This is a genomic window from Massilia agri, from assembly GCF_024753255.1.
Lineage (GTDB): Bacteria > Pseudomonadota > Gammaproteobacteria > Burkholderiales > Burkholderiaceae_D > Telluria > Telluria agri.
This window is the reverse complement of the sequence record NZ_JANUHA010000004.1, coordinates 81,786-97,012: the sequence shown is the minus strand read 5'-3', so window position 1 is coordinate 97,012 and position 15,227 is coordinate 81,786. Positions and strand designations below refer to the sequence as shown.

Sequence of the window (15,227 nt, the reverse complement as noted above, 5' to 3'; positions counted from 1 at the left end):
GGTGCTGTCGCTTTATCGATAAAAGCGGCATCGTACACCGTGTACCCCGATCGCGCTGGCAGCCTGCTCTAGCGCCGTCGCTTGCCGCCGCCGGTCCGTCCACTGCCGCCGCGCTGCCGCGCCGCTGCATTCTGCTGCTGCAGCATCGCATCCACCCGCTCCGACGCTTCACGCGCCAGCTGCTGCGCGAGCTCGATGCTCGGAAAGTATTCCGGCTCGCGGTATCCCAGCCAGGCATAGGCCGAATACATGCGGCATGTATCTTCCACCTCCTGCAGGTTCATGTAATACAGCTCCTGCGTCGGCGGGGTCAGCTTGCTCACCTTCTTCTTCGCCAGCGACAGCGACCAGTGCTCCCAGGCGCTCTGCAGCACCGGCACCTTGGTGGAGATCGGCACCAGGGACAGCATGAACTTCTCGGCCACCGACAGGGGCAGGGTGTCGAGCCACTCGGCGCGCTCGTTCTGTTCCTCGGTGATGCGCGGGTAGAAGAAGCCGTCCGGCACGTCGATGTTGTGCACGAAGCGCTTCAGGAGCTTGACCAGCGAAGTCTCCCCCGTCACCGAGGAGATGCGGTGCAGCTGCTCCAGCGAGGGCGCGACCGCGAAGCCGGTGGCCGGCACGGGCGGGATCTTTTCCTTCATCAGGGCGCGCATGACCGTATGGGTGTCGTCGTCATAGCCGGCGACAAAACCTTCTTCGTGCACGCCGTAGCGCCCTGCCCGTCCGGCGATCTGCTTGGCCAGCGCGGCCGAGATCTCTTCTTCCTCGTAGCCGTTGTACTTGACGGTGGTCGTCATGACGATGCGCGCGATCGGCATGTTCAGGCCCATCGCCAGCGCGTCGGTGCCGACCACGATGTCGGCCTGCCCCTCGCGGAAGCGCTCGGCCTGGGCGCGCCGCACCTCGGGCGACAGGTTGCCGTAGACGGTGGCGACCGACAGGCCCTTCTCGGTGATCATGTCGCGCCACATCAGCACGTCGCGCCGCGAGAACGCGATCACCGCATCGCCGCGCCGCAGGTTGCCGAGCTTGCGCACCGGCGAGGGTTCCATCGCCAGCGGCGCCATGCGCTTCAGGACGTGGACCTCGAGCGGCACTTCCAGGCGTTCGGCCAGCGCCTCGATGGCGCGGCGCGCTTCCGGCGCGCCGACCAGGAACACGGTCGATGCCGGCGCGCCGCACACGGCCGCGGTCCAGGCGGCGCCGCGGTCGCGGTCGGCCAGCATCTGGATCTCGTCGATGACGGCCACTTCCACCGGCGTCTTCGTGTCCAGCATCTCGACGGTGCTGGCGACATGGGTCGCGCCTTCGGCGATGCGGCGCTCCTCGCCCGTGATGAGGCTGACGGCGATTTCTTTTCCATGCGGGCGCGCGTTCTGCAGGCGCTCGTAGTTTTCCAGCGCCAGCAGGCGCAAGGGGGCCAGATACACGCCGCTCTCGGCCTTGGCCAGGGCCTCCATGGCGCGGTGGGTCTTGCCGGAATTGGTGGGGCCGAGCAGGGCGATGAACTTGCGGCCCATCCTGCTGGCCACCTCGAAGGATTCCGGGTACTCGGCCAGGTTGATGCTTTCCTTGGTGCGCGCGGCAAAGCGTTCTTCCTGCTCGCGCTCGATCGCATGGGTCAGGCGCTGCGAGATGCGGTGGAAGACGAATTCGGCGGGCTCCGAAGTCTCCAGCTCGTCGAGCACGTGCAGGAAGAGCATCGGATCCCAGCCGAAGTCGTCGGCCTCTTCCGCGATGTCGCGGACGAACTCTTCGACCTCGGTCTGCAGCCCCTCGATGGCGTCGGGCGTCGCGCGCTCTTCCAGCAGGTCGCGCCGGGCCAGCATGTCCATCTTGCGCCACTTGCTCGGCTTGGCCAGCACGCCCCGCGCGGGCACCAGGCGGTAGGGCACACGCAGGCCTTCGTAACGCACCTCGCCGGAGAAGCGCAGGAAGACGCGGCCTTCCATCTTGACCAGTTCGATGCCGCGCTCGGCGAAGTCGAGTTCGCGTTCGAGGAAGGCGTCGTCGTGTTCGGTGTCGTCGGACGGAGGATGGGATTGATTCATGGGTCGCTGGCTGATGTCTTGTTGTCGCCACTATATCGCAGCGAGCGCCCATGCACGGCTCATATCAGGCGCGGACCAGGTCGAACCCTTCGTCGAGCCAACCGGTAATGCCGCCGATCATCAGCTTGACGGGCCGGCCCAGCCTGGCGAGGCGCTCGGCGCCGCGGTGGGCGCCGTTGCAGTGCGGGCCGGCGCAGTAGACGACGAACAGGGTATCCATCGGGTATTCCCTTAGTTTGACGTCGACGATCTTCCCGTGCGGGAGGTTGAGCGCGCCCGGCAGGTGGCCTTGTGCGTAGAGCGCTGCGCTGCGGGTGTCGAGCAGGACGAAATCCTGCCGGCCGTTGGCGATGGCGTCGTGCACGTCGGCGCAGTCGGTCTCGAAGGTAAAGGCCTGGGCGAAGTGGGCCAGGGCCTGTTCGCTGGACGCTGCGGGGATGGCGGATACGGCTGAGGGCATGGTGGACTCCTGTGTTGAACGAGGCCTTAGTGTGGCAGCCGCCGGGCGGGCAGGGCAGGCGTTGGCGCGACAGAAACTGGTAACATCGCGCCATGCCCCACCACGTCGCCATCCTCGCCTACGACGGCCTGTGCACCTTCGAATTCGGCTGCGCCATCGAGCTCTTCGCGCTGGACCGCCCCGAGCTGGGCGTGCCCTGGTATTCCCATGCGGTGTGCGCCGTCGAAGCCGGCCCCTTGCGCGCCGCCGGCGGATTGACGGTCGCGGCGCCGCACGGACTCGACGAAGTCGAGCGTGCCGACACCATCGTGATTCCGGGCTGGCGCGGCGTCGACCAGCCGCCACCTTCAGCCTTGATCGACGCCCTGCAACGCGCACACGCGCGCGGTGCGCGCATCTGCTCGATCTGCTCGGGCGCCTTCGTGCTTGCGCATGCGGGCCTGCTCGACGGGCGAAGGGCGACCACGCACTGGCGCTACCTGGAGCAGATGGCGAGCAGCTTCCCGAACGTCGCCGTGGAAGAGGGCGTGCTATACGTGGAAGACGAGCGCATCGTCACCTCGGCCGGCTCGGCGGCGGGCCTGGACATGCTGCTGCACCTGGTGCGCAGCGACTTCGGCGCCGACATCGCGAGCCGCGTCGCCCAGCGCCTGGTGGTGCCGGGCCACCGTGACGGCGACCAGGCGCAGCTGGTCGCACGTCCGCTGCCGCCAAGCGAGCACAATGCGATCGCACGCCTGATGGACTGGGTGCGCGAGAACCTGCGCGCGGAGCATTCGGTCGAGTCGATGGCGGCGCAGGCGAAGATGGGGGCGCGCACCTTCCAGCGCCGCTTCAAGGACAGCACGGGGCAAAGCCCGCTGGCCTGGCTGGTGCGCGAGCGTGTCGAACTCGCGGCGCGCATCCTGGAGACGCGGCCGCAGCTCCCGCTCGACACCGTCGCCGACCTGGCCGGACTCGGTTCGCCCGAATCCCTGCGCCGCCACTTCCGCAGCCACGGAATGCCGCCGCCCGGCCGCTACCGCAAAATGGAAAGGGCCGGCGCCGCCGCGTGAAGCGGCAGGCCGGCCCTTCTGGAAATACCCTTAGCGCAGGATCAGGCGGCGACGCCCGCTTCGTGCGCCTGCTGGTCGGCGTGGTACGAGGAACGCACCATCGCGCCCACGGCGGCGTGCACGAAGCCCATCTCGCAGGCCTTCTCTTCGAACATCTTGAAGGTGTCCGGGTGCACGTAGCGGCGCACCGGCAGGTGCGAGTTCGACGGCGCCAGGTACTGGCCGATGGTCAGCATGTCGATGTCGTGCTCGCGCATGTCGCGCATGACTTCCAGGATCTCTTCGTCGGTCTCGCCCAGGCCCACCATCAGGCCGGACTTGGTGACGGCGTTCGGGTACATCTTCTTGAAGTCGCGCAGCAGCACCAGCGAGTGCTTGTAGTCGGCGCCCGGGCGCGCTTCCTTGTACAGGCGCGGCACGGTTTCCAGGTTGTGGTTCATCACGTCCGGCAGGCCGTCGGCGAAGATGTTCAGGGCCTTCTCGAGGCGGCCGCGGAAGTCCGGCACCAGCACTTCGATCTTGGTGTTCGGCGACAGGGCGCGGGTCTTGGTGATGCACTCGACGAAGTGGCCGGCGCCGCCGTCACGCAGGTCGTCGCGGTCCACCGAGGTGATCACGACGTAGGACAGGCGCAGGTCGGCGATGGTCTTGGCCAGGTTGCCCGGCTCGTTGACATCCAGTGGATCGGGTCGGCCGTGGCCGACGTCGCAGAAGGGGCAGCGGCGGGTGCACTTGTCGCCCATGATCATGAAGGTCGCGGTGCCCTTGCCGAAGCACTCGCCGATGTTCGGGCAGCTGGCTTCCTCGCACACCGTCACCAGCTTGTTCGCGCGCAGGATGTCCTTGATCTCGTAGAAGCGCGAAGAGGCGGTAGCCGCCTTCACGCGGATCCAGTCCGGCTTCTTGAGGCGCTCGGCGTCGGCGATCGGCACGATCTTGATCGGGATGCGCGACGTCTTGCTGGCGCCTTTCTGCTTTTCGGTGGCGTCGTACGTTGCGTTCGAAGCGGCGGTGACGTTGGTTTCGGTAGTCATTGGCTCGTGCCCTGGCGGGCTTCCATTCAGAGATTGTTCAGTTCCGGCTCGGTAGCCAGTTGGCGCACAAGTTCTTGCGCCAGCGCCTGCTGGACATCCGCCAGCGGGGCGTCCACACCCATCGTGCGCATGTCGACCGTGGCCAACCCCGAGTAACCGCAAGGATTGATCCACGTGAACGGGGCCAGGTCCATCGCCACGTTCAGCGAGACCCCATGGTAGGTGCAGCCGTTGCCGCGCACCTTGAGGCCGAGGGCGGCGATCTTCGCGCCCTTCTTCGGGCCGTCCGCCATGTAGATGCCGGGCGCCCCGGCAACGCGTTCGCCCGCGAGATTATACGCCGCCAGCACCTCGATGACCGCCTGTTCGATTTTCGCCACAAACTGACGGGCATACAGCTTGCCACCCGGCTTGTTGCGGCGCAGGTCCATCAATAGGTAAATGACAACCTGGCCGGGGCCGTGGTAGGTCACTTCGCCGCCGCGATCGGTCTGGACCACAGGTATATCGTGCGGCGCCAGCACGTGGCCACGGTCGGCGCCCAGGCCCAGGGTGAAGACGGGAGGGTGTTCCACGATCCACAGTTCGTCCCGGGTGTCGGGCGTGCGCGCGTCCGTGAAGGCGCGCATCGCGGCGAAGGTGGGTTCGTAGTCGGCGCGGCCGAGCTCGCGGATCAGCGGCGTGGCGGGACGGGTCATGGGTATAGGGCGGGAATATGGACAGCCCTGCCATTATAAGCCAGCGCGATCGTCTGTGCCCGCCGGCCGTCCATTTCCCGGGACGCTCAGAGGACCATTTTCACCATGGGGTGGGACGACAGGGCGCGGTAGACGTCGTCCAGCATCTCGCGGCTGGTGGCGCGCACGGTGACGGTGAGGCCCGTGTAGTTGCCCTTGGACGAAGGACGGCTTTCCACCTTGCCGGCATGGAAAGTCGGATCCAGCTTCGTGACGACCTCGACGATCGTCGCCGCGAAGTCGACGTGCGTGGCGCCCATCACCTTGATCGGGAAGTCGCTCGGGTATTCGATGAGGGAGTCTTTCGGGTCCATGGTTTTGTCCTGTGCAAAGCGTTATTGTAGTCTCTCCGATATGGCGATGCTTCGCTGGAAAAAAAGAGGCCGGCGCTGGGGCCGGCCTGAACTATTCCATGTTGGGGAAATAGCGGGATATGTTGCAGGGTTCCCAGGTGTTGCGGCCTGTGAACCACTGACGCCACTGTATCCAAAGCAGCAGCCGGCGGCGACCGGAATGCGACGAAATGCAGTTTGGCGCGACAGGCGACCCGATGCGCGGACTGAGCGGTTATTCGCTGCGGATAGCCTGGTCCTGCGCCCTTGGCCGTTCCCTGAGGCGCTGTGGCGCCTCCGCGCGCGGCGGCGGCGGCGCGACGGCTTGCGGCGGCGGCGCGACGCGTTGCGGTGGCGGGGCCATGACAGGAGCCGGCTGGGCTGCAGGTTGCGGCATCGCGACCAGCGGCTGCGGACGCTCGCGGCGGCCTTCGAACCTGTCGCCACGGTCGCCGCGATCGAAACGCCTGCCCTGATCGCGGTCGCGGTCGCGGTCGCGGTCGTTGCTGTCGTTACCGCGGTCGAAGCGCTGCCATGGCTGGGGCCGGGCCGGCTGCGCGACGAGCGGGGCCGGCGCCGGTACGGCCGCTTGCGGCGCCGGAGTGGTCACAAGCACCGGCGCACGCTCGGCACGATCGACACGCGGCCGTTCACTGCGCTCGCCGTCCAGGTCACGCGGCTCGCTCACGATGCGGTGACGGATTGCCTCGCGCTGTTCAAGGCGGGCACGCAAGCCCTGCGGCGCCGGCGGCGCGGAAGCGGGCGCGTTCGGGACCACCAGTGGCGACGGGGTCGCGCGCGGCACGTTCGGCACGACGACCGGCCCGCGCTGGCCGAAGTTCGCATGCGGGACCACGGTCAGGCCGCGGTGACGGTAGTCGGGGCGACCGTCACGATCACGATCACGGCCGCGCGGCCAGTCGCGGTGCCCGTCCTTGCGATCGTCCCTGCGATCCCGCCACGCATTCAGCCGGCGCAGGCGTTCGTCCGACAGCCGGTAGCCCGGCACGAAGTGGTCGCGCGGGCCGAGCGGATACCAGCCGGTCGCGGGCCGCGAACCGTGCGAATGAAAATTGATGTTCCAGCCGCTGCCGCCAACCCAGCCGACCAGGGCCGGCGCCCACACCGGGCGGCGCTCGATGCGGCCCGGAGCCCAGGCCCAGCGATTGCGCACGTGCACCCAGCGGCCATAGTGGAAGGGCGCATAGCCCCAGGGCGCATTGTCGACCCAGGTCCAGCCCCAGGGGGCGATCCAGGTCCAGCGGCCGTCGCGGTAGGGGACCCACGTGGTGGACACCGTGGGCAGCCACAGGGCGCCGTATTCCGGATCGTCCTGCCAGCTGCCGTGGCGGTCCAGCTCCTCGTAGCCGGTCATGTCGGTGGTGACGTAGCGCGCCGACTTGGCCCCATCGGCCACGCGGTCGCGCTCCAGCGCCCAGGTATCGAAAGCGTCGCTGCGCGCCTGCAGGGTGCGCACGTCCTCGTCGCGCAGTTCGGCGCTGCGTCCGGCACGAATGGTGAGAGTCGCGCCGCCGCCCTCGACCTGGGCTTCGCCCTCGAACACGCTCACCACGCTGGTGTCGCGCACGCGCTCGGCGTCCACGCGCAGGCGGCCGGGTTTCAGCATGCGCACCCGGCCCTGGGGCGTGGAGAGTTCGAACTCGGGCAGCACGTCCTCGCTCAGGATGCGGATGCTGGCGCTGCCGTAGTGCAGGCGCAGGCGCACGCTGTCGTCGTCGAGTTCGCTGATCTCGAGCGAGCTGTCGGCATCGACACGGATGGCGGTCGACCCCACCCGCACTTCGGTACGTCCGCCGGCTTCGGTGGTGATCAGGTTGCGCGTCGTGACCGGCCAGTTGACCAGGGCGTCCTGGCTGGCCTCGCCGACGTCGCCGCCGATGCTGACCTTGCCCTGGACCAGCGCGACCCGGCCGACCCGGCCCGGCGGTTCCGTGTCCAGCGACTCCTGCGCCAGGGCGACAGTGGATAGCGCCGTGAGCGCGAGCATCACGGCAGTCTTGGCGAAACGCTTGTTCATGGCGGGCTCCGGCGGAACGAGGGGACGAGGGACTGCTACCTGATTACAACGCACGAGCGCGCGCTGGGACTACGTAACTTACAGAAAGTTTCAAACGCCGAGTGACGAAACACGGCGGATACAAAGCTCAGGCGCGGCGGCCCGGTTCGACCAGGAAGAGCAGCGAGCCCATCAGCATCAGCACGGCGCCGAACACGCGGTTCTGGAGCTTGACCGCACGCGGGTCACGGAAGAAACGCTGCATGGAGGAGGCCAGGGCCGCGTAACCGTGCATGACGATGGAGTCGATGGTCACCATGGTCACGCCCAGGATCGCCAGTTGCGGCAGCAGCGGCGCCTTCTTGTCGATGAACTGGGGCAGCACCGCGACCATGAAGATGATGCCTTTGGGATTGGTGGCATTGGTGAGAAAACCGGTCATCACGCGCTTGCCGAAGCTCGGGTGGGCGGCCAGGCCGGCCGTATCCACGGCTGGCCCATCGGCTTTGGCGCGCCACTGGCCGATGCCGAGCCAGATCAGGTACAGGGCGCCGACGATCTTGACGGCGGTGAAAGCCGTGCTTGACGCCAGCAGCAGGGAACCGACGCCCGCGCCGGCGATGACCAGCACCAGGACCAGGCCGAGCTGCAGGCCGAGCACGGTGGCGCTGGCCTTCTTCAGTCCATAGGCCAGCCCGTGCGACATGGACAGCACGGCGCCGGAGCCGGGCGAGATGGCGATCAGCGAGCCGGCGATGACGAAGGCGATCCAGGTGGTGAGGAGCATGCTGCTGCGGGAGATAAGGGGGTAAAACCCGGGGGAGACAGGAAAGGGGCCGGCGCGCGCGTCCGGAGGAATCCGGAGCGCGGCGCGTGGCCGGGTACTGCTTACTTCTTCTTCGGATTGACGGCGGCCTTCAGGGTGGCGCCGGCAGCGAAGCGCGGGGTCTTCGATGCAGCGATCTTGATGACGTCGCCGGTTGCCGGGTTGCGGCCCTTGCGTGCGGCGCGCTTGGTGACCGAGAAGGTGCCGAAGCCGGTGATGCCGACGGTGTCACCTTTCTTCAGGCGTTCGGTGATGATCTCGATGATCGTGTTCACAGCGGTGTTAGCGGCCGCGCCGGACATTTCGGTGCGCTTCGCGAATTCCGCGATCAGTTCGCCTTTTTTCATAGTTCCTCCGGGGTTAAAAGAGCGGGAAGATTAGCATAATTATTGCTGTATGTAATCTCGCTACCCGGAGGCGGGCGCATCAATACATCAGGCGAGGCTGGTTTCGACGCCAGGCGCGGCCAGGCGATGGCGCAGCGCGGCGTTGATCAGGGTCTGGTAGCCGGTGCCGCAGCGTTCGGACAGGCTGCGGAATTCGCTCAGCACTTCGTCGTCGAGGTAGATCGTGATACGGGTCTTGCGTTTCGGCGGACGGGTGCGGCGTGCTGGCGCCGCGGTCACTGCTTGCAGGGTCGTTTCGGTATTCATGGCATCTCCTTCGGTGGCGAGGCTGCAGTACCGCAGCCAACAGCTTGCACTATACGTATGCCAGTTTGCCAATACCCGCGAAAAGCGACGAGATGCAGATTTCCGCGACTGAAATGCAAAAAGCCGCGCTGAACCGTGTGACCGGCATTCTCCCGTCAGGTAAGATGATGCGATCTTGACACTATTAACTTAAGCGGAGCAATCGATGGCTGGAGGCAGTCTGCTGGCATTACTGGACGATATTGCAAGCGTCCTCGACGACGTGACCCTGATGAGCAAGGTGGCGGCAAAGAAAACCGCCGGCGTGCTCGGCGACGACCTGGCGCTGAACGCCCAGCAGGTCACCGGCGTGAATGCCGACCGCGAGCTGCCGGTGGTGTGGGCGGTAGCCAAGGGGTCCTTGAAAAACAAGGCGATCCTGGTGCCGGCCGCGCTGGCCATCTCCGCCTTCGTGCCCTGGCTGATCACGCCCCTGCTCGTGATCGGCGGCGCCTTCCTGTGCTACGAAGGGTTCGAGAAGCTGGCCCACAAGTTCCTGCACAGCAAAGAGGAAGACGAACAGCACAAGGCCGAGCACATCGCCCACCTGGCCGCCGAGAATGTGGACATGTGCGCGCTCGAAAAGGACAAGATCAAGGGGGCGGTGCGCACCGACTTCATCCTGTCGGCGGAAATCATCGTGATCGCCCTCGGCACCGTGGAACAGGCGCCCTTCAGCCAGCAGGTCATGGTCCTGGTCGCCATCGCGCTGGCGATGACGGTCGGCGTCTACGGCCTGGTGGCCGCCATCGTCAAGATGGACGACGCCGGCGTCTACCTGAGCCAGAAAGCAAGCGGCGCCGCGCGCGGCGTCGGCAAGTTGCTGCTGGCTACGGCGCCCAAGCTGATGAAGTTCCTGTCGGTGGTCGGCACCGCCGCCATGTTCATGGTCGGCGGCGGCATCATCGCCCACGCCTGGGAACCGCTGCACCATTTCGCCGAGGAAGCCGCGCACATGACGGCCGGCGTGCCGGGCGTCGGCGGCGTGCTGGCGGCCATTACCCCGACCGTGGTCGACGCCCTGGCCGGGGTGCTGGTCGGCGCCATCGTGCTGGCGGTGGTCACCGTCATCCAGCGCATGCGCGGCAAGAAGGCTGCCGCCCACTGATTCTTCCGCGCCGGGCCCGCACAGGCCCGGCGCCTCCGCTGTTTCCCTTCCTCCTCCTGGACATCCCGTCTATGTCAGTGCGCATGGCAGCACGTTTATGCGTCTCGCCTACCGATCTACCAGATTTTCATTCCCTCGGCATGATATTTACAGAAACTGTTGCCTTTTTTTAACATCAAATTGACAACTTGTCTGTATAAGTGGTTTGATCGCTCCGTCAATACTCGCAATATCTGCGAAGCAATTGATCATAATTATTAACAATTTAACGGAGCATCCATGCATTTCACATCCGGGCGCTATCAGCGCACTGCCGCCGCCCTCGCAGTCGGCATGTTGATTTCCTCAGTCGCCATTGCGCAGAGTTCCGAAGGTTCGATCTACGGCCGCGGCAAGCCCGGTGACAAGGTCACGATCACCAGCGTTGAAACCGGTACTTCGCGTACGATCACCATCGACTCCAACGGTACCTACACGGCGCCCAAGCTCCAGCCGGGCGCCTACCGCGTCGAAGCCGCCGGTGTGAGCCGCAACGTGAATGTCGCCATCGGTTCCGGTACCGCGGTCGACCTGTCCGGTACCCCGGTGACCGTGGCCGGCGACAACGTTGCGCGCGTCGTGGTCGCGGGCACCCGTACCGTGATCGACACCTCGAGCGTGGAATCGAACACCGTGTTCAGCGCCGACCAGATGGCCGCGCTGCCGGTGGCGCGCGACCCGAATGCATTCGCACTGCTCGCTCCCGGCGTCGTCAAGGGCGACTCGGACCTGGGCGCAGGCGGCCTGCCGTCCTTCGGCGGCGCCTCGGTTGCCGAGAACAGCTACTACATCAACGGCTTCGACGTCACCAACATCCGCAACTTCCTGTCCTATGCCAACCTGCCGTTCGACGCGGTGGCCGCACAGCAGGTCAAGTCGGGCGGCTACGGCGCCGAATTCGGCCGTTCGCTGGGCGGCGTGATCAGCCTGGTCACCAAGCGCGGCACCAACACCTGGAAGGGCGGCGCTTCGGTCTACTACGAGCCGGATTCGCTGCGCGCCAGCGGCAAGAACATCCGTGACCTGAACAACCCGCAAGACAACAACTACATCTCGTTCAGCGAGGCGCGCCAGCAGCGCGACCTGTCCTTCAACGCCTATGCCGGCGGTCCGATCATCAAGGACAAGCTGTTCGTGTTCGGCCTCATCGAAGGCCGCCATGACCGTACCGACACCTTCTCGGAGTCGAGCAGCACGCGCACCACCTCGACCAAGCCGAACGGCATGATCAAGGTCGATTTCACGCCGACCGATGCGCATCGCCTGGAACTGACCGCGATCTCCAACGAGCGCGAAGAAGAAATCCTCGACTTCAACCGCAACATTTCCGTCTACCCGGACCGGAAGAACCTGACCTACCACATGGGCGAGCCGGGGATCAGCAAGACCACCTCGGGCGGCGAGATCCTGATCGGCAAGTACACCGGCTACCTGACCGATGACCTGACCGTTTCCGCCCTCGTCGGCTCGGTGAAGGAGCAGTCGGCCCTGACCGTCGGCGCGCGCAAGGCAGGTCTCGATTGCCCGGTGGTGCTGGATGTCGACGCGACCGAGATCGGCTGCTGGGCGATGCCGTGGCCGGGTCCGCGTGTCCGTTCCCCGGACGCGAAACCCGCCGATGAAGACAAGCGCCGCGCCTTCCGCTTCGACGTCGACTACGCGATCGGCGGACACTCGCTGCGCGCCGGCGTCGACCGCCAAACCTTCACCTCGTACGCAGGCGCCCAAGCGACCTACTCGGGCGGCTACTACTACCGCTATTTCATCTCCGAGACCGGCACCGTCAACGGCGTGCCGAACGTGGTTGCGCCGGGTGGCGAATACGTGCGTCGCCGCGAAGCGGCGAACACCGGCGGCAGCTTCGAAGTCGAAAACAATGCCTATTACATCGAAGACAACTGGAAGGTGACCGACAATGTCCTGCTGTACGCGGGCCTGCGTTCGGAGTCGTTCAACAACATGAACGGCGCCGGCGTCAGCTTCGTCAAGGCCGACAACCTGCTGGCGCCGCGCCTGGGCTTCGCCTGGGACGTGAAGGGCGACGCATCGCTGAAGGTGTACGGCAATGCCGGCCGCTACTTCATCCCGGTCGCTTCGAACACCAACATCCGCGCGACCCAGGGCGAACTCTTCGAACAGCGCTTCTACACCTTCAACGGCCGCGATCCGCGTACCCAGGCTCCGCTGAACATGAGCTCGAGCGACATCGGCGTACCGCAGATCACCGGCGACGGCACCCTGCCGCTTCCGGCCACCATCGCGGATACCGAGCTGAACCCGATGTCCCAGGACGAATTCATCCTGGGCTTCCAGAAGGCGCTGGCCAAGGGCTGGACCATGGGCATGAAGGCGACCTATCGCAAGGTCAATGACGGCATGGACGACTACTGCTCGCACCTGGGCTTCGAACAGTGGGCAGCGGACAACGGCTACGAGAACTTCGACTCCAGCACCATGGCCACCTGCTTCCTGATCAATCCGGGCAATGACGTGTCGCTGAAGATGGACCTGGAAAACGACGGCAACCTGAAGCAGGTCGTGGTGCCGGCCAAGTACCTGGGCCTGGGCAAGTACACCCGTACCTATCGCGCCATCGAGCTGACCGCGGAACGTCCGTACAACGGCACCTGGGGCCTGGCAGCGTCCTACACCTGGGCCAAGCTCAAGGGTACCGCGGAAGGCTACGTGAACTCGGTCATCAACCAGGAAGATGCCGGCGTGTCGCAGGACTTCGACTTCGGCTCGCTGGATGACGGCGCCGACGGCTACCTGTCGAACGACCGCCGCCACGTGTTCAAGCTGTACGGCAACTACGCGATCACCGACACGCTGCGCCTCGGCTTCAACGGCACGATCGCTTCGGGCCGCCCGACCAGCTGCATCGGCTTCGTGCCGCCCACTGCATTCGACTATTCCGATGCGGCCGCCTACACGACCGCTTCGTCGTACTACTGCCTGAAGGAAGGCGGCAAGTCGAGCCTGGTGCAGCGCGGTACCGCGGGCCGTACGCCATGGACCAGCACCGTCGACCTGCAGCTGGCCTACATGCCGCGCATCGCCAACGGCAAGGTCACCTTCCAGGTCGACGTGTTCAATGTGTTCAACAGCCAGAAGGCTGTCGAGTTCAATGAGCAACGCGACTACTCGGCCGACACCCTGAAGGAAGGCAAGCTGAACCTGAACTACCAGCAGCCGTCCTCGTTCCAGAGCCCGCGTTCGGTCCGCCTGACCGCCCGCTACGAGTTCTGATCGCTTCCTGATCGGTAACATGGAGGCCGCCTTCGGGCGGCCTTTTTCATTGGAGCGCCATGCGCGCCAGTCGCCGTGCCGCAAGCAGGTCGCGCAGGCTCCACGTGACGGCACCGAAGGCCATCACGCTCAGCACCCAGCTGGCCCAGCCGTGGTCGGCCGGCATCAGTCTTGATGGCAGCGCATGCCAGGCGATGAGGGCCTGCCCGGTCAGCGTGAACATCACCCCGAGGTTCATGAAAAGGAAGAGGTGCAACAGGTGCTCGCTCTTCGGCAGCTTCCTGACCTCGCCTTCGACCACCACGTCGCGCGCCGAAATCGCCATCTCCGCCAGGAACAGCGCCACGATCCACCAGACGAAGCCGCCATGCCACTCGCACCAGGCGAGCGAGGCGAACAGGGCCGCGAACACGCCTTCGCGCGCGCTGTGCAGGCGCTCCTCGCCCGCGCAAGCGGGGCGCGAGGGCAGCTTCGCCAGCCATTCGTGGTTGACGAAAACGTCGAGGGCGCCGATCACCCCGTGCACCATCAAGGCATAGACATAGGGCGGCACGTCGTTTCCTTCCTCCCTGCAACTAGCGGCGGCGGACCAGCGCCGCCCCTGCAGCCAGTCCCAGCGCGAAGCTGGCATACACCATGACCAGCGAGGACGTTGACAGGTGCTTCTCGTAGCCCGGCCGCATGCGCCTGGGCGTCAGCCTGTAGTCGGCAAAGGCGGCGCAGGCGGCGGTGGCCGCCGAGGCGGAGAGCAGGCCGGCCGGCGCCTTGCGATCGAGGCGGCTGCCGGCGTAGCGCTCGAACAGGATGGCCCAGAAAGTTGCGCTGGCATGGTGGATCAGGTAGCCCGGCACCGTATAGCGCATCGACGGGCCACTCTGGCGCGCCGCCTTGTCGCCGTGGATCCAGCGGCTGATCACATTGGTCGGCGCGCAGAGGCTGCCGACCTCTTTCTGGCCCAGGGCCGCCAGCATCACCGTCGACAGAACGCTCGACGTGGCGCCGGAGACCAGGCCACGCCGAACTGCCGTGTTCCATTTATGCATGAGGTCCTCTTGTCATGGGTTTCCATGGCGCCGCCGGACGACGTGGGCGCGTCACTTTTCCGGCTTCTGTTCTAGACTAGGTGCTGGCTCGTCCTGGCGCGTCATGGCGGCGCCGATCGCGAGCCCCAGCGCCAGGCAGGCATAGACGCTGGCCAGCGATTTCTGGGAGAGGTGTTTCTCGTAGCCGGGGTGGAAGCGTTTCGGTGTCAGTTTGTAGTCGGCAAAGGCGGCGAAGGCCGAGGTGGCCGCGGAGGCGGCGAGGATGCCTACCGGCGTCTTGCGGTCGAGGTACCTGCCGGCGACGCGCTCGAAGATGATCGACCAGAAAGTAGCGCTGGCATGGTGGATCAGGTAGCCGGTCGCGGTGTAGCGCAGCGAGGCGCCACCCTTGCGTGCGGCCTTGTCCCCGTGCACGTAGTGGCTGACCGCGTTCGTGGGGGCCAGGGCGCTGCCGGTCTCCTTCTTGCCCGCGATCGCCAGGGCCACGGTCGAGAGCAGGCTGGAGGTAGCGCCCGACACGAGGCCGCGCTCCAGGGTCTTGGTCCAGTTTTGCATGATTTTTCTCTCTGGTAATAGGTAAA

General features: G+C 66.0%; 15 protein-coding genes. 3 read left to right on the top strand and 12 right to left on the bottom strand.

Annotation, left to right across the window (positions count from 1 at the left end; genetic code table 11):
* Positions 1–68 precede the first annotated feature (68 nt).
* Together NX780_RS07505 and NX780_RS07500 are read right to left on the bottom strand one after the other, a co-directional pair.
* Positions 69–2,054, bottom strand: a complete 1,986-nt coding sequence (locus NX780_RS07505) for a helicase-related protein (protein ID WP_258827244.1) — start codon at positions 2,052–2,054, stop codon at positions 69–71.
* Between the two features lie 64 nt (positions 2,055–2,118).
* Complete coding sequence (locus NX780_RS07500) at positions 2,119–2,514, bottom strand: rhodanese-like domain-containing protein (RefSeq protein ID WP_258827243.1); 396 nt, start codon at positions 2,512–2,514, stop codon at positions 2,119–2,121.
* 92 nt (positions 2,515–2,606) lie between these two features.
* Here NX780_RS07500 and ftrA point away from each other — a divergent pair, with 92 nt between their 5' ends.
* On the top strand, positions 2,607–3,569 hold the full coding sequence (gene ftrA, locus NX780_RS07495) for a transcriptional regulator FtrA (protein WP_258827242.1): 963 nt from the start codon (positions 2,607–2,609) through the stop codon (positions 3,567–3,569).
* 41 nt (positions 3,570–3,610) lie between these two features.
* Here the strand turns inward: ftrA and lipA are convergent, their stop codons facing one another.
* From lipA to NX780_RS07460, 7 genes are all read right to left on the bottom strand, one after another.
* A complete protein-coding gene (lipA, locus tag NX780_RS07490) occupies positions 3,611–4,603 on the bottom strand; it encodes a lipoyl synthase (protein ID WP_258827241.1) in 993 nt (330 codons plus the stop codon).
* A gap of 26 nt (positions 4,604–4,629) precedes the next feature.
* A complete protein-coding gene (gene lipB / locus NX780_RS07485) occupies positions 4,630–5,301 on the bottom strand; it encodes a lipoyl(octanoyl) transferase LipB (protein ID WP_258827240.1) in 672 nt (223 codons plus the stop codon).
* An 86-nt stretch (positions 5,302–5,387) separates the two neighbouring features.
* The gene (locus NX780_RS07480) at positions 5,388–5,654 is read right to left on the bottom strand and encodes an HP0495 family protein (RefSeq protein ID WP_258827239.1); all 267 of its coding nucleotides are present in this window, start codon (positions 5,652–5,654) and stop codon (positions 5,388–5,390) included.
* Between the two features lie 253 nt (positions 5,655–5,907).
* Positions 5,908–7,710, bottom strand: a complete 1,803-nt coding sequence (locus tag NX780_RS07475; RefSeq protein WP_258827238.1) for a DUF6600 domain-containing protein — start codon at positions 7,708–7,710, stop codon at positions 5,908–5,910.
* Between the two features lie 127 nt (positions 7,711–7,837).
* The gene (locus tag NX780_RS07470; RefSeq protein ID WP_258827237.1) at positions 7,838–8,476 is read right to left on the bottom strand and encodes a LysE family transporter; all 639 of its coding nucleotides are present in this window, start codon (positions 8,474–8,476) and stop codon (positions 7,838–7,840) included.
* A 101-nt stretch (positions 8,477–8,577) separates the two neighbouring features.
* Positions 8,578–8,862, bottom strand: a complete 285-nt coding sequence (locus tag NX780_RS07465) for an HU family DNA-binding protein (RefSeq protein ID WP_027864703.1) — start codon at positions 8,860–8,862, stop codon at positions 8,578–8,580.
* A gap of 87 nt (positions 8,863–8,949) precedes the next feature.
* Positions 8,950–9,168: a BrnA antitoxin family protein gene (locus tag NX780_RS07460; protein WP_258827236.1), complete on the bottom strand. Its 219-nt coding sequence runs from the start codon at positions 9,166–9,168 to the stop codon at positions 8,950–8,952.
* Between the two features lie 205 nt (positions 9,169–9,373).
* On the opposite strand from NX780_RS07460, the gene NX780_RS07455 reads away from it, so the two are divergent.
* Complete coding sequence (locus NX780_RS07455; protein ID WP_258827235.1) at positions 9,374–10,315, top strand: DUF808 domain-containing protein; 942 nt, start codon at positions 9,374–9,376, stop codon at positions 10,313–10,315.
* Positions 10,316–10,594: 279 nt separating this feature from the next.
* Entirely contained in the window at positions 10,595–13,603 is a 3,009-nt protein-coding gene (locus NX780_RS07450; RefSeq protein ID WP_258827234.1) for a TonB-dependent receptor, read from the top strand.
* A 46-nt stretch (positions 13,604–13,649) separates the two neighbouring features.
* Here NX780_RS07450 and NX780_RS07445 read toward each other — a convergent pair whose 3' ends face one another.
* Genes NX780_RS07445 through NX780_RS07435 form a run of 3 tightly spaced genes read right to left on the bottom strand, consistent with a single transcriptional unit; the run spans position 13,650 to position 15,201 of the window.
* Positions 13,650–14,234, bottom strand: coding sequence for a hypothetical protein (locus NX780_RS07445; protein ID WP_258827233.1), 585 nt, complete (start codon positions 14,232–14,234; stop codon positions 13,650–13,652).
* Positions 14,179–14,646, bottom strand: a complete 468-nt coding sequence (locus tag NX780_RS07440) for a hypothetical protein (RefSeq protein WP_258827232.1) — start codon at positions 14,644–14,646, stop codon at positions 14,179–14,181. Before NX780_RS07440 ends, NX780_RS07445 begins: the two co-directional genes overlap by 56 nt.
* A 51-nt stretch (positions 14,647–14,697) precedes the next feature.
* Positions 14,698–15,201, bottom strand: coding sequence for a hypothetical protein (locus NX780_RS07435; RefSeq protein WP_258827231.1), 504 nt, complete (start codon positions 15,199–15,201; stop codon positions 14,698–14,700).
* Positions 15,202–15,227: the final 26 nt, after the last annotated feature.

What these genes read in the sequence shown, in the direction of transcription:
- NX780_RS07505 (WP_258827244.1), bottom strand. Translation starts at nt 2,054, where the DNA reads ATGAATCAATCCCATCCTCCGTCCGACGACACCGAACACGACGACGCC.
- NX780_RS07500 (WP_258827243.1), bottom strand. Translation starts at nt 2,514, where the DNA reads ATGCCCTCAGCCGTATCCGCCATCCCCGCAGCGTCCAGCGAACAGGCC.
- ftrA (WP_258827242.1), top strand. Translation starts at nt 2,607, where the DNA reads ATGCCCCACCACGTCGCCATCCTCGCCTACGACGGCCTGTGCACCTTC.
- lipA (WP_258827241.1), bottom strand. Translation starts at nt 4,603, where the DNA reads ATGACTACCGAAACCAACGTCACCGCCGCTTCGAACGCAACGTACGAC.
- lipB (WP_258827240.1), bottom strand. Translation starts at nt 5,301, where the DNA reads ATGACCCGTCCCGCCACGCCGCTGATCCGCGAGCTCGGCCGCGCCGAC.
- NX780_RS07480 (WP_258827239.1), bottom strand. Translation starts at nt 5,654, where the DNA reads ATGGACCCGAAAGACTCCCTCATCGAATACCCGAGCGACTTCCCGATC.
- NX780_RS07475 (WP_258827238.1), bottom strand. Translation starts at nt 7,710, where the DNA reads ATGAACAAGCGTTTCGCCAAGACTGCCGTGATGCTCGCGCTCACGGCG.
- NX780_RS07470 (WP_258827237.1), bottom strand. Translation starts at nt 8,476, where the DNA reads ATGCTCCTCACCACCTGGATCGCCTTCGTCATCGCCGGCTCGCTGATC.
- NX780_RS07465 (WP_027864703.1), bottom strand. Translation starts at nt 8,862, where the DNA reads ATGAAAAAAGGCGAACTGATCGCGGAATTCGCGAAGCGCACCGAAATG.
- NX780_RS07460 (WP_258827236.1), bottom strand. Translation starts at nt 9,168, where the DNA reads ATGAATACCGAAACGACCCTGCAAGCAGTGACCGCGGCGCCAGCACGC.
- NX780_RS07455 (WP_258827235.1), top strand. Translation starts at nt 9,374, where the DNA reads ATGGCTGGAGGCAGTCTGCTGGCATTACTGGACGATATTGCAAGCGTC.
- NX780_RS07450 (WP_258827234.1), top strand. Translation starts at nt 10,595, where the DNA reads ATGCATTTCACATCCGGGCGCTATCAGCGCACTGCCGCCGCCCTCGCA.
- NX780_RS07445 (WP_258827233.1), bottom strand. Translation starts at nt 14,234, where the DNA reads ATGCCAGCTTCGCGCTGGGACTGGCTGCAGGGGCGGCGCTGGTCCGCC.
- NX780_RS07440 (WP_258827232.1), bottom strand. Translation starts at nt 14,646, where the DNA reads ATGCATAAATGGAACACGGCAGTTCGGCGTGGCCTGGTCTCCGGCGCC.
- NX780_RS07435 (WP_258827231.1), bottom strand. Translation starts at nt 15,201, where the DNA reads ATGCAAAACTGGACCAAGACCCTGGAGCGCGGCCTCGTGTCGGGCGCT.